An 11,906-nucleotide genomic window follows, 5' to 3' on the forward strand; every position below is an offset into this window, starting at 1 on the left:
GCTTTTTTTATGATAGAATTAGCTTATGAAAACAACTAAAGAATCAAGTCTAGACATTGTTTATGGTGTGCATGCCGTAACAGAGAGTCTGGAAGCAAATACTGGAAATAAACTCTATATTCAAGATGATCTTCGTGGGAAAAATGTTGATGCCATTAAGGCTTTGGCAGCTGAAAAGAAGGTGTCTATCTCTTGGACACCTAAGAAAACCTTGTCTGATATGACAGGAGGAGCTGTGCATCAAGGTTTTGTTCTTCGTGTGTCAGAGTTCGCTTATTCTGAGCTCTCAGTTATTATGGATAAGGCTGAACAAGAGGAGAATCCTCTAGTCCTCATTTTAGATGGACTCAACGATCCTCATAACTTTGGTTCTATCCTACGTACAGCTGATGCTACTCAGGTGACAGGAGTTATTATTCCTAAGCATCGTGCTGTGGGGGTAACACCTGTCGTTGCCAAGACATCAACAGGGGCTGTGGAGCATATTCCCATTGCCCGAGTGACCAATCTTAGCCAAACTCTTGATAAGCTTAAAGAAGCAGGCTTCTGGGTATTTGGTACGGATATGGATGGCACCCCATCTCATAAATGGAACACAGCTGGAAAGGTTGCCCTTATCATTGGTAATGAAGGTAAGGGAATCTCTGCTAACATCAAGAAACAAGTGGATGAGATGATTACTATTCCTATGAGTGGTCATGTGCAGAGCCTTAATGCCAGTGTGGCAGCTGCAGTTCTCATGTATGAAGTTTATCGAAACCGATTGTAACTATGAAAAAAAGAATACTTCTAGTTGATGGTTATAATATGATTGCCTTTTGGCAAGAAACCCGTCAACTCTTTAAGACTAATCAGCTTGATGAAGCTCGTGAAACCTTGCTTCGTAAGCTCAATCATTATGCTAACTTTGAACATATTGATATTATCTGTGTGTTTGATGCCCAGTTTGTTCCAGGGAGCCGTCAACGTTATGATCAATATCGTATCAGTGTTATTTTTACTGAGGAAGATGAGACAGCAGATAGCTATATTGAGCGCGCAGCGGCTGAGATGAATACTGTTCAAAATCTAGTTGAAGTAGCAACTAGTGACTTAAATGAACAGTGGGCTATCTTTTCACAAGGAGCTTTACGTGTTTCGGCGCGTGAGTTGGAAGAGCGTGTCAATACAGTAAAGTCTGACTTAGACAAGATGTCGGCACATATTGACTTAAAGACACCAAAACTACGTCCATGGGACGATGCACAATTAGGGAAATTACAGGACCTTTTAAATGAAATAGAATAGAGGGATTTATGACATTTAACATTTTGACAGATTCCACAGCAGATCTAGATGAAAAATGGGCTCAGGAGAATAAGGTAGAGCTCGTTGGTTTGACCATCACGCTTGATGATATCGCCTATGAGACCGTTGGTCCTAACCGTTTAACGAGTGACCGTCTCTTAGAACGTATGCAAGAAGGCAGTCAGCCAACCACAAGCCAGGTGAATGTTGGTCAATTTGAAGAGGTTTTTCGTCGTCATGCTAAAAATGGTGATGCTCTTCTCTATATTGCCTTCTCATCAGTGCTTTCAGGTACTTATCAAAGTGCTGTTATAGCGCGTGACATGATTTTGGATGAGTACCCAGAAGCTGTCATTGAGATTGTAGATACCCTGGCAGCAGCAGGTGGGGAAGGTTATCTCTCTATCTTGGCGGCAGAAGCTCGTGACCAAGGTAAGAGCTTATCTGAAACGAAAGCCATGATTGAGGACATTCTGCCACGTTTACGGACCTATTTCTTAGTTGATGATCTCTACCATCTCATGCGTGGGGGTCGCCTTTCTAAGAGCTCAGCCATTATTGGTAGTTTGATTAATATCAAGCCTCTTCTTTGGCTGGACGCTTCAGGTAAGTTGGTTCCTCTGGCCAAAATCCGTGGACGTAAAAAAGCCATTAAAGAAATGGTCCTACAAGCTACCCAGGATATTGGACATAGCACAGCAATTGTCGCTTATGCCAATGATATTGAAGCAGCGAAGAATCTAAAAGAACAATTATTAGCAGTTGACGGCATTGAGCAAGTGCTTATTATGCCACTTGGACCAGTCATCTCTACCCACGTCGGACCAGATACCTTAGCTGTCTTTACGATTGGTAAAGAAGCTAGATAGAAATAGTGTCAGATAGGATTTCCTATCTGATTTTTTGTTTTCTGAAATGATAGATTAATAGAATATAAAAAGATAATCCATACAAAATGAATGATATATTTGACATAGTGTAAAATAATGCTATAATGAATCTAGAAAATGGAGGAAACAAAATGAAAAAGTCAAAGAAAAAAGTAGCTAGCACGATGGATGAACGTGCTCAGTTGATCAGCGGAGAATCTTCTGCTAGAGGTTATTGGGTAGCCATGCTTGGTATATTTGTAACGATTATGGTTGCTAGCAAGACACACTCCGTCGAATTAGTGCAGTCACTATTAATCATCACTTTCTTTGGTTCTATGTGCCTAGTATTAGTTCACAGCGTATCACGTAATGGGCATCCATGGTTGCTAGACAAAAAACTTGAAAAGAAGATGCTCATATTATCCTGGGTAATGTGTTTTTTGGGAATTTTTATATCGCTAATGGGCCTCTTAAGTCTATTTCAGTCGTTTAAGATAGGGAAGAATCTTATGAGTAGTGTGGCATTTTTGACATTGGGTTTGACCCTTATTTGCGATTGCTGGGTTATTATTAACAGAATCAAGAAGAACCGTTTGGAAGAACTAGAAGACGAAGAATAGGATTTTTGAATGAAAAATTTAAAAATGAAGTCAGCTCGTGTAGCAAAGGATCTCACTCAACAAGGCTTGGCAGATGCAATTGGTGTTTCGCGTCAGACCATTTCAGCTATTGAAAAAGGTGATTACAACCCTACTATAAATCTGTGTATTGCTATCTGCAAAACTCTGGACAAAACTTTAGACCAGCTTTTTTGGGAATCTGAGGATTAGTTTGTACTCTTTAGATGTTATTTAGGCATGAATTCTAGTCTTACACCTTATAAAATGAGAGACTAAAAAAATACAAAAAATAAAAGAAAAACACCTCCAAATGACTTGCCTTGGACGTGTTTTTTTGATATTATGTTAAACGGTATTGTTTACCCCATTTGAAAGGCCCCGGAACCTTCCAAATACTTTTCGATGGGAAGGAACACCCATCACTCGTAAACAAAAATCGAACTATATATAGGAGAAATCATGAACAAAACAACATTTATGGCTAAACCAGGCCAAGTTGAACGTAAATGGTATGTCGTTGACGCAACTGATGTGCCACTTGGACGTCTTTCTGCAGTAGTTGCTAGCGTACTTCGCGGAAAAAACAAACCAACTTTCACACCACACACTGATACAGGTGACTTCGTAATCGTTATCAATGCTGAAAAAGTTAAATTGACTGGTAAAAAAGCAACTGATAAGATCTACTACACTCACTCAATGTACCCAGGTGGATTGAAACAAATCTCAGCAGGTGAACTTCGTTCTAAAAATGCTGTTCGTTTGATCGAAAAATCAGTTAAAGGTATGCTTCCACACAACACTCTTGGACGCGCACAAGGTATGAAATTGAAAGTCTTCGTTGGCGGTGAGCACACTCACGCTGCACAACAACCAGAAGTACTTGATATCTCAGGACTTATCTAATTCTAAGAGGAAAGGAGCACTAATATAATGGCACAAGCACAATATGCAGGTACAGGACGCCGTAAAAACGCCGTTGCACGCGTACGTTTGGTTCCAGGTACTGGTAAAATCACAGTTAACAAAAAAGATGTAGAAGAATACATCCCACACGCAGACCTTCGTCTCGTTATCAACCAACCTTTTGCAGTTACTTCAACTGAAGGTTCATACGACGTACACGTTAACGTTGTAGGTGGTGGATACGCTGGTCAATCAGGTGCGATCCGTCACGGTATCGCTCGTGCACTTCTTCAAGTAGATCCAGACTTCCGCGATTCATTGAAACGCGCTGGACTTCTTACTCGTGATGCACGTATGGTTGAACGTAAGAAACCAGGCTTGAAAAAAGCCCGTAAAGCGTCACAATTTAGTAAACGTTAAAACTTATTTATACTTATTGAAAGCATTTCGTCTAATACGAGATGCTTTTTTTCTGGTTTAATTTTACAAATTGGGAAAATTAAAAAGTACAAATTAATGAAGTGATTATTGATAAAAATAGTTAATAATTGGTTAAACAAAATATATAACTCGTTTATAAATTTATAGAAATGAACCATTATAAATCTCCTCTTAAATATTGAAAAAATCATTGGCAGTGGACATACTTTAAGACTATATATTTCTGAAACTAGTTTCACAATACAAATATTGACATGCAATTATTAATTGGTGGATTTTAAGTTGACATCTACAAAGTTTAATGTTAGAATACATTCAAAAATATATTTGAATGAGGTATTTTATGATTCAAAATGTTGTTACTTCAATAATCCTGTATTCTGGGACAGCCGTAGACTTACTTATTATCCTAATGTTATTTTTTGCCAAAAGAAAAAGCAGAAAGGACATCATTAACATCTATTTAGGACAATTTCTAGGCTCTGTTAGTCTAATATTCCTAAGTTTGCTTTTTGCATTTGTCTTAAATTATATTCCTAGTAAAGAGATTTTAGGTTTACTCGGTTTGATTCCAATTTTCCTAGGCCTCAAAGTTTTGCTTTTAGGAGATTCTGATGGAGAAGCTATTGCAAAAGATGGTTTGCGAAAAGACAATAAAAACCTGATTTTTCTAGTCGCTATGATTACTTTTGCAAGTTGTGGCGCTGACAATATTGGTGTCTTTGTCCCATATTTTACCACCTTAAATTTAGCGAATTTGATAGTGGCTTTACTTACCTTTCTAGTCATGATTTATCTCTTGGTTTTTTCTGCCCAAAAATTGGCACAAGTCCCTTCTGTTGGAGAAACTTTGGAGAAATATAGCAGATGGTTTATTGCCGTTGTTTATTTAGGATTGGGGATGTATATCCTGATTGAAAACAACAGCTTTGACATGCTAAGGACTGTGTTCGGCTAGGAGAAAAAATTATGAAAAAAGATAGTATCTGCCAAGTGAATATTATAAATCAACAAAATGTTACAACCGCAACGAACTACCTTGAAAAGGAAAAAGTCCAAAAATCACTTCGTATTTTATCAAAGTTTACCGATAATAAACAGATAAATATCATCTTTTATCTCCTTGCTGTTGAAGAACTCTGTGTCTGTGATATAGCCTGTTTACTAAATCTCAGTATGGCATCTGCCTCCCACCATCTTCGTAAACTAGCCAATCAAAACATCTTGGATACTAGAAGAGAGGGGAAAATTATATATTATTTTATAAAAGATGAGGAAATCAAAGACTTTTTTAATCAACTAGGATAACAACTATTTTTACTACTTTACCATGATTATATATAGGACTTATCTATGAAATTTTTTGATGAAAATTACTCACAAGAAATACCTACTCGTATCAAATGTTTAAGAAAAAAGTATAATTTAAAGCAAAGCGACCTAGGTAATGCAGGTCAAGTTAGCCAAGTTGAAAAGGGAGGAATTTGAAAGAATTTGTATCTTTTATTTTTTGTTTCATTTATGCCATATGCTACTGGAATAGTTAGTAGTCATTTCATGAATCATATGGCACAGCTCTTTTATGGACTGATCGTTATTGTTTCAACGGTAGCAAACTGGTTTTTACATAAAGTAATTGATAAACCCAATATAGATCAGAAAGAATTACTTGAAGCTACCGCACAATATAGGAAGTTATTGATACCTGACCTAATAATTAAAGGAGTGGGATTGATTCTATCCTTAATTCTCTATCCTCCGATTATGATGTATAGTGTTTTAATTGCGGCATTTTACATCATAACTTTAAAAACACTATCCGAAAAAAGAGTGAATAACTAAAAAACGGTGACCAAAGTTAGGTGTATTATTTTAATGCTTAGAGACCTAAACTATTCCCCTATTTTAAAAATATTGATTCAGATTTTATGAAATTAAAAAGTAGATATTGTTCAGAAAATCCTTGATATTACGCTGTTTTTAGTCCAACTGAAATCCATACTTTCCAAACCAGGTCTTAAGAAAGCTCGTAAAGCTAGCCAGTTCTCAAAACGTTAATTCGTTACTGGACAGCAGAGTACAAACGAAAACACTTTGCAGCTTGCAAGGTGTTTTTTTGTATAGATTTCTGAAAAGTGTTCAAAATCTTACTAGAGTTTTGTCTTCATCTTGAAATTCTTATAACAATGTGATATATTTATAACATATTAAAAAGAGGTGACTGAAATGAAAATGTCGAAGAACTTAAAGATAATCCTTTATATCGCTAGCGTGCTTATTGTTGTATGTTTAGTATTATTTCTGGGGAATCACCTACCGATTCTAGCGAAAGGTGCTATTATGACGACGGCTTGGCTTCCTTCGTATTTGGTTTGTACGATGGTATCGGTCCTCTCAAAATCAACCTATCAAAAGAAAGAAAAAAACATGTTTGGGATTACTGCAAAATTATATACAGTGCTTGTACTTCTCTCGTCCTCGATCTATACTATTGGAGTTTGGCTGCTAACTCCTGGTTCTTTGATTAAGAATATAATGTTAGGAATTGGATTAAGTATTCAATTGTTATTAATGTTTTACTTCTTATTCAAGAGAATTAATGAAGAACCCGATGAACGATTTTATAGAAATATTGCAAAGTCCTCTTCCATTTTGTTTACAATAGCAATCTTTATATTATTGGGAATGGCAACCTTGATAGCTGTCTGTAAAGTTTTCGTTTTGAATGCTGGATTCCTTTATATTTTGGTGGCTTTTTTACTCTTATTATTTGCCATTACTTACTTTATCACTGAAAAAAGGGGATGAAATATGGCGAAAGAAAGTAAAATAAAGACTAACTTGAAAGAAGTAAGGGAAGCTTATGGTATGACTCAACAAGATTTAGCAGATCAAGTAGGAATACGGAGAGAAACGATTGTTCACTTGGAAAATAACCGCTACAACCCTTCGTTGGAAATGGCTTTAAAAATAGCACAAGTCTTTAATAAACAAGTAGAAGAACTATTTCGTCTGAAATAAGAGAAGTAAAACAATCCAATTGATTTGTGTATCAGTTTTTGGAAACTTGTTATTCTGAGACGAGGTCTTGGTAAGAGGGAGTAGTTTCAAAGGAGTTATTTTTGACTACATCTTAGTTAAAACGCTTTCAAAAATAAGATAATAGTTTATTTTTCAAGCATTTTAACCCAATAATAGAACTTTTTAGGTCGAAATGCTCTCAAAAATGCTAATGTTTCTCTAATCTATTCACTTTTGAGATCTTGCATATTATGTAGTTATCATACAAAAATGATAAAAGTGAATGAATACATTTATTTGAAAGATAATATTGTTATATACTTCAAACATATTATCAGTAAGAGGGTTTTATACGTCTATTAAATATCTTTTGATTTTTAGCCATAAAACCTCACATAATAATGAATGTATATTTTACAAATTATGCTTTTATATATGATTTAAATATGTATTTAAACTTAGCAAAGGACATAATAAATTACCTAAAATAACATTAAAATTAAAAATGATTAATTATTACTATTTGGTAACACACCTCAAAAAACCTTTGTTTGTAGGAATTGTAGGATATATTAAAAATTTAAAAAAGTTTTTAAAATTTGTTGACATATCTCTAGATAGTGTTATAATCTATAGATGTCAGGGAGGTCCTGATACTAAATATATAATAATCCATTAGAGGAGAAACAATTATGAAAAAAGTATTGCTTACATCAGCTGCAGTTCTTGCAGTATTCGCTTCATCAGCAGCAGTTTTCGCTAACGACGGTAACGTTCACACTGGAAACCTTGATAACAAAACTGAAGCAACTGGTGGTGACTTCTTCACAAACAACGAAGGTGGTCTTACTCAAGCTGCTAAAGATGGTCTTAACAACGTTGACGCAGATTCAACTAAACAAAAATTTGAAGATGCTGGTGAACACATCGAACCAAAACGTGATGCTAACGGAAACATCATCAAAGATGAGTTTGTAGTTACTGATAAAGCTAACGCTAACAAAGACGCTAAAGAAGAAGCTAAAGCTGTTAAAGCTGCAGAAAAGAAAGCTCCAGCAGCTAAAGCTGAAGCTAAAGCTCTTCCAAACACAGCAGCTGTTAAATAATTAACTGCTATTGCTAAAAAGAATATCACTGGGGCTAGAGCTTCGGTGATATTTTTCTATGGATAAAGAAAAGGATTTGACATTTCATGAGTAATCATAATCGTAAATCTACTGGATCTCGCAAAAAACTGATTGCTGGGATTTCAGCCCTAGTCATTGCTGCTTTGGCTATCTTCCTTGGCTTCCAGTTTATGTCTCCGACAGCATCGTCCTCTAATGGTGTTAAGAGTGTTTTAACGACTAAAAAAGCAAACACTTATAAAGTTTCAGATGAGGAGAAAGCCTACCTCAAAAATAAATTTGATGGTCTTGAGGCGACAAACCCTGATACTATCGCTTATGTCTATGCACCAGGGACTAAATTGGATGAGCCAGTTGTTCAAACAACGGACAATTCAACCTACTTAGATAAAACATTTGATGGAGGAAACGTTCCATATTTGGGAACGGTCTTCATGGATACAGACAATAAGAAAGATTTCAGCGATCGTTTGACTTGGCTCTTCGGTCATGCTCGAGGAAGTAAGGTTGCTGATAGTCGTATGTTCAACGATGTTAACTACTATAGTGATCAGTCGTTCTTTGATAAACACAAATATGTTGTTATTGAGACGCCTCAACGTAAGTATTATTATGAAGCACTTGCTATGGTAATTGTGCCTGAAGACACAGCTTTCTATCGTACATCATTTGAAAGTGATAAAGACTTTAAACAACAGTTGGATATCATCTATGATCAAGCAAGTGTTAAAAACAAGGATTTGAAGGTTAATGCTTCGGATAAATACCTCGTTCTTTCGACTTGTCGTGAGGAAGATGAAACGATTCGTGCTAATCTCTACTTGCGTCAAATTCCAGACTCTGAAATGTCTGATTTTGTAGCTAAACATGGTAAAGATTTGGAATACACACCAACACGTTAATTATTAACAGAACTCTACTTCGTATGAAGTAGAGTTTTTATCTTGTCTAAGAAAACAGATGCTTTCAATCGTCATGGAATTGAGATGTAACCGTTTATTAATCTTTTTTATCATCAATGGATAAGTTTTTTTGGTACACTAGAAGTATGAAAAAGGAGAGTATTATGAAACAGAGCCAGGCTAAAAAGCGTGACAATGCGATGACTAATAAGATTTTGATGGGGTTGATTGCTCTCGTCTTAGGTTTGCTTTTTCTTGAGATTTTAATTGTTCATAGTAAGAACGAACAGCAAAAGAATGCCTCGAACCAGGTACAGACAGCACGTATCATGGCTAATGGGGACTTGCTCTATCATGACGGTCTCTATATGAGTGCCCTTCAGTCAGATGGTAGCTATGATTTCACGGAGAATTTTACTTATGTGAAGCCGTGGTTACAGCAGGCTGATTTGGTCTTGGGTGATTTTGAGGGAACGATTAACCCTGATTATCCTTTGTCAGGCTATCCTCTGTTTAATGCTCCTCAATCAGTGACAGCAGCTATCAAGGATGCTGGCTATGATGTTATGGATTTGGCTCATAATCATATCTTGGATTCTGGCTTAGAGGGAGCTTTTACAACGGCTGATGCTTTTAAAAAAGTGGGAATTGATCCTATTGGTGTTTACGAAAAGCCGGTGCGAGACAAGGCGCCACTGCTCATCAAGAATGTTAATGGTATCAAAGTTGCAATACTTTCCTATGCTTATGGTTACAATGGTCTAGAGTCGAACTTGACGGATAAAGAGGTTGCAGACCACTTATCGAATTTGGATGAAAAACGTATGAAAGCCGAGATTCAGCGTGCCGAAAAAGAAGCAGATATCACGGTTATCATGCCTCAGATGGGTGTTGAATATCGTTTGGAACCGACAGATGAACAGGTTAAACTCTATCATAAGATGATTGATTGGGGTGCTGATATTATCTTTGGAGGTCATCCTCATGTGGTAGAGCCTTCTGAGGTGGTTAAAAAAGATGGACAGCAAAAACTTATTATTTACTCAATGGGGAATTTCATTTCTAACCAACGTATAGAGACAATGGATGGTGTGGATAGCGCAGAGTGGACAGAGAGGGGTGTCTTAATGGATGTCACCCTTGAGAAAAAGAATGGTCAAACCACGATTAAGACTGCTCAAGCACATCCGACTTGGGTTAACCGTACGCCTAAAGGAACGAGTTCGCCAGAGGGATACCCTTTGTATACTTACCAAACTTATATTTTAGAGGATTTCATTAAAGGTGGTAAATATAGAAATAAACTAGATGAAGAAACCAAAGAGCGTATAGATACTGCTTATAAAGAAATGAATGCCCATGTTAATTTAAAATGGAAATAAAGCTAAGATATCGCCTGAATTTGGCGATATTTTTTTGTCTTACGAAAACCACTAGCTGTGCTAGTGGTTCCGAAAAGCTTTTAGCGATGTATCAAAAAAGTCCCCCTAAAGTGTTATATTAGATAAGGTTTCCCGACCACTAACTAATATACAAAAGGAGGCCCCCTGATGAGACAGGATAATAATAGTTTAGCACATACTACATGGAATTGTAAGTATCATGTTGTGTTCGCACCCAAATATCGACGTCAGATAATCTATGGGAAATACAAAGCAAGTATTGGTCAAATCTTACGATTATTATGTGAAAGAAAAGGTGTTGAAATTCATGAAGCAGAAGCTTGCCCAGATCATATTCACATGTTAGTGAGTATACCACCGAAGCTAAGTATTTCCTCATTTATGGGATATTTAAAGGGCAAAAGTAGCTTAATGATATTTGATCGACACGCAAATTTAAAGTATAAATATGGGAATCGTAAATTTTGGTGTCGAGGGTTTTATGTTGATACGGTTGGACGAAACCAGAAGCGAATTGAAGAATATATTCGTAATTAATTACAAGAAGACGTGGTAGCAGATCAGCTTAGTCTGTTTGAGGAGTATAATCCGTTTACAGGTGAGAAGAATAAAAGAAAATAATCTTAAAGAGACCCGCTAGACGGGTCAGCTAGCAAAGGTGGTGCTGAAGGGGAAGCATTCGGTAGGCCTTTAGGCCTCGGCCGGTAGCAGAGGCTTTCAGCCGAAGAGCAAGCCACCCGTTCTCACGGGTGGTTTTGACTGTTTATCGACAAGTTACCCACAGACTTATCCACAGGTGTGGAAAAGTCTGTCGATAGTGTTGAATCTTGATTTTTCAAGGTTTTAAAAGAAGGAAATTATTTAGGTTGTGAACAAGTTTATCCACAAGTAGTTGGGTCAGAGAGAGGATATTTTTATAAACGATATTAGTTAAATTCCTCGGAAACATTCGTCTTTTTCAAGAAAAAAGATGCAAATTTCATAAAAAATAGCATTTTTAATCAAAATATGCTAAAATTATACAAAATAAAATGATGGAGGCTTCTCATGAAAGCGATTATTACAGTTGTAGGTAAGGACAAAGCAGGTATTGTTGCGGGTGTTGCGACTAAGGTGGCAGAACTTGGCTTGAATATTGATGATATTTCTCAAACAGTTCTTGATGAATTCTTTACCATGATGGCGGTTGTATCATCGGAAGACAAACAAGATTTTACACACCTACGTGCTGAATTGGAAGCCTTTGGAGAGTCATTGAACGTTAAAATCAACATCCAAAGTTCAGCAATTTTTGATGCTATGCACAACTTGTAAGATAGGAGTAGCT

The 11,906-nt window shown here is 36.5% G+C and carries 17 protein-coding genes and 1 pseudogene; all 18 read left to right on the forward strand.

Features of this window, described 5'->3' with window-relative positions; all coding sequences use genetic code 11:
- Positions 1 to 25 precede the first annotated feature (25 nt).
- A complete protein-coding gene (gene rlmB / locus ADH51_RS05945) occupies positions 26 to 769 on the forward strand; it encodes a 23S rRNA (guanosine(2251)-2'-O)-methyltransferase RlmB (RefSeq protein WP_002886369.1) in 744 nt (247 codons plus the stop codon).
- Between the two features lie 2 nt (positions 770 to 771).
- Positions 772 to 1,287, forward strand: a complete 516-nt coding sequence (locus ADH51_RS05950; protein WP_002889631.1) for an NYN domain-containing protein — start codon at positions 772 to 774, stop codon at positions 1,285 to 1,287.
- Between the two features lie 8 nt (positions 1,288 to 1,295).
- Entirely contained in the window at positions 1,296 to 2,156 is an 861-nt protein-coding gene (locus ADH51_RS05955; RefSeq protein ID WP_038675078.1) for a DegV family protein, read from the forward strand.
- A gap of 152 nt (positions 2,157 to 2,308) precedes the next feature.
- A complete protein-coding gene (locus tag ADH51_RS05960; RefSeq protein ID WP_004182184.1) occupies positions 2,309 to 2,779 on the forward strand; it encodes a hypothetical protein in 471 nt (156 codons plus the stop codon).
- A gap of 9 nt (positions 2,780 to 2,788) precedes the next feature.
- Positions 2,789 to 2,989, forward strand: a complete 201-nt coding sequence (locus tag ADH51_RS05965; RefSeq protein WP_002886373.1) for a helix-turn-helix transcriptional regulator — start codon at positions 2,789 to 2,791, stop codon at positions 2,987 to 2,989.
- 249 nt (positions 2,990 to 3,238) lie between these two features.
- A complete protein-coding gene (gene rplM / locus ADH51_RS05970) occupies positions 3,239 to 3,685 on the forward strand; it encodes a 50S ribosomal protein L13 (protein WP_002886374.1) in 447 nt (148 codons plus the stop codon).
- Positions 3,686 to 3,712: 27 nt separating this feature from the next.
- Positions 3,713 to 4,105: a 30S ribosomal protein S9 gene (gene rpsI / locus ADH51_RS05975; RefSeq protein WP_002888293.1), complete on the forward strand. Its 393-nt coding sequence runs from the start codon at positions 3,713 to 3,715 to the stop codon at positions 4,103 to 4,105.
- A gap of 364 nt (positions 4,106 to 4,469) precedes the next feature.
- Complete coding sequence (locus ADH51_RS05985) at positions 4,470 to 5,084, forward strand: CadD family cadmium resistance transporter (protein ID WP_038675148.1); 615 nt, start codon at positions 4,470 to 4,472, stop codon at positions 5,082 to 5,084.
- Between the two features lie 11 nt (positions 5,085 to 5,095).
- A complete protein-coding gene (cadX, locus tag ADH51_RS05990; protein ID WP_000711083.1) occupies positions 5,096 to 5,434 on the forward strand; it encodes a Cd(II)/Zn(II)-sensing metalloregulatory transcriptional regulator CadX in 339 nt (112 codons plus the stop codon).
- 45 nt (positions 5,435 to 5,479) lie between these two features.
- A complete protein-coding gene (locus ADH51_RS10280) occupies positions 5,480 to 5,614 on the forward strand; it encodes a hypothetical protein (protein ID WP_002889641.1) in 135 nt (44 codons plus the stop codon).
- Between the two features lie 69 nt (positions 5,615 to 5,683).
- A complete protein-coding gene (locus ADH51_RS05995) occupies positions 5,684 to 5,968 on the forward strand; it encodes a hypothetical protein (RefSeq protein ID WP_230955166.1) in 285 nt (94 codons plus the stop codon).
- Between the two features lie 384 nt (positions 5,969 to 6,352).
- Positions 6,353 to 6,934 (forward strand): hypothetical protein, encoded by a 582-nt coding sequence (locus ADH51_RS06000; RefSeq protein ID WP_022496755.1) that lies wholly within the window; start codon positions 6,353 to 6,355, stop codon positions 6,932 to 6,934.
- Positions 6,935 to 6,937: 3 nt separating this feature from the next.
- Entirely contained in the window at positions 6,938 to 7,147 is a 210-nt protein-coding gene (locus ADH51_RS06005) for a helix-turn-helix transcriptional regulator (protein ID WP_002886384.1), read from the forward strand.
- Between the two features lie 692 nt (positions 7,148 to 7,839).
- Positions 7,840 to 8,253 (forward strand): LPKTxAVK-anchored surface protein, encoded by a 414-nt coding sequence (locus ADH51_RS06010; RefSeq protein ID WP_002889684.1) that lies wholly within the window; start codon positions 7,840 to 7,842, stop codon positions 8,251 to 8,253.
- A gap of 86 nt (positions 8,254 to 8,339) precedes the next feature.
- Entirely contained in the window at positions 8,340 to 9,176 is an 837-nt protein-coding gene (gene srtB / locus ADH51_RS06015; protein WP_004182180.1) for a class B sortase, LPKTxAVK-specific, read from the forward strand.
- A gap of 164 nt (positions 9,177 to 9,340) precedes the next feature.
- Complete coding sequence (locus tag ADH51_RS06020; protein ID WP_004182155.1) at positions 9,341 to 10,558, forward strand: CapA family protein; 1,218 nt, start codon at positions 9,341 to 9,343, stop codon at positions 10,556 to 10,558.
- A 168-nt stretch (positions 10,559 to 10,726) separates the two neighbouring features.
- Positions 10,727 to 11,200: pseudogene (gene tnpA / locus ADH51_RS06025) on the forward strand (IS200/IS605 family transposase).
- Between the two features lie 426 nt (positions 11,201 to 11,626).
- The gene (locus ADH51_RS06030; RefSeq protein ID WP_003092287.1) at positions 11,627 to 11,893 is read left to right on the forward strand and encodes an ACT domain-containing protein; all 267 of its coding nucleotides are present in this window, start codon (positions 11,627 to 11,629) and stop codon (positions 11,891 to 11,893) included.
- Positions 11,894 to 11,906: the final 13 nt, after the last annotated feature.

Origin of the sequence: Streptococcus sp. 449_SSPC (assembly GCF_001073005.1) — a bacterium.
Lineage (GTDB): Bacteria > Bacillota > Bacilli > Lactobacillales > Streptococcaceae > Streptococcus > Streptococcus salivarius_F.

What these genes read in the sequence shown, in the direction of transcription:
- ADH51_RS05965 (WP_002886373.1), top strand. Translation starts at nt 2,789, where the DNA reads ATGAAAAATTTAAAAATGAAGTCAGCTCGTGTAGCAAAGGATCTCACT.
- rplM (WP_002886374.1), top strand. Translation starts at nt 3,239, where the DNA reads ATGAACAAAACAACATTTATGGCTAAACCAGGCCAAGTTGAACGTAAA.
- ADH51_RS05950 (WP_002889631.1), top strand. Translation starts at nt 772, where the DNA reads ATGAAAAAAAGAATACTTCTAGTTGATGGTTATAATATGATTGCCTTT.
- rlmB (WP_002886369.1), top strand. Translation starts at nt 26, where the DNA reads ATGAAAACAACTAAAGAATCAAGTCTAGACATTGTTTATGGTGTGCAT.
- cadX (WP_000711083.1), top strand. Translation starts at nt 5,096, where the DNA reads ATGAAAAAAGATAGTATCTGCCAAGTGAATATTATAAATCAACAAAAT.
- ADH51_RS06020 (WP_004182155.1), top strand. Translation starts at nt 9,341, where the DNA reads ATGAAACAGAGCCAGGCTAAAAAGCGTGACAATGCGATGACTAATAAG.
- ADH51_RS06005 (WP_002886384.1), top strand. Translation starts at nt 6,938, where the DNA reads ATGGCGAAAGAAAGTAAAATAAAGACTAACTTGAAAGAAGTAAGGGAA.
- ADH51_RS05985 (WP_038675148.1), top strand. Translation starts at nt 4,470, where the DNA reads ATGATTCAAAATGTTGTTACTTCAATAATCCTGTATTCTGGGACAGCC.
- rpsI (WP_002888293.1), top strand. Translation starts at nt 3,713, where the DNA reads ATGGCACAAGCACAATATGCAGGTACAGGACGCCGTAAAAACGCCGTT.
- ADH51_RS06000 (WP_022496755.1), top strand. Translation starts at nt 6,353, where the DNA reads ATGAAAATGTCGAAGAACTTAAAGATAATCCTTTATATCGCTAGCGTG.
- ADH51_RS06030 (WP_003092287.1), top strand. Translation starts at nt 11,627, where the DNA reads ATGAAAGCGATTATTACAGTTGTAGGTAAGGACAAAGCAGGTATTGTT.
- srtB (WP_004182180.1), top strand. Translation starts at nt 8,340, where the DNA reads ATGAGTAATCATAATCGTAAATCTACTGGATCTCGCAAAAAACTGATT.
- ADH51_RS05960 (WP_004182184.1), top strand. Translation starts at nt 2,309, where the DNA reads ATGAAAAAGTCAAAGAAAAAAGTAGCTAGCACGATGGATGAACGTGCT.
- ADH51_RS05995 (WP_230955166.1), top strand. Translation starts at nt 5,684, where the DNA reads ATGAATCATATGGCACAGCTCTTTTATGGACTGATCGTTATTGTTTCA.
- ADH51_RS10280 (WP_002889641.1), top strand. Translation starts at nt 5,480, where the DNA reads ATGAAATTTTTTGATGAAAATTACTCACAAGAAATACCTACTCGTATC.
- ADH51_RS06010 (WP_002889684.1), top strand. Translation starts at nt 7,840, where the DNA reads ATGAAAAAAGTATTGCTTACATCAGCTGCAGTTCTTGCAGTATTCGCT.
- ADH51_RS05955 (WP_038675078.1), top strand. Translation starts at nt 1,296, where the DNA reads ATGACATTTAACATTTTGACAGATTCCACAGCAGATCTAGATGAAAAA.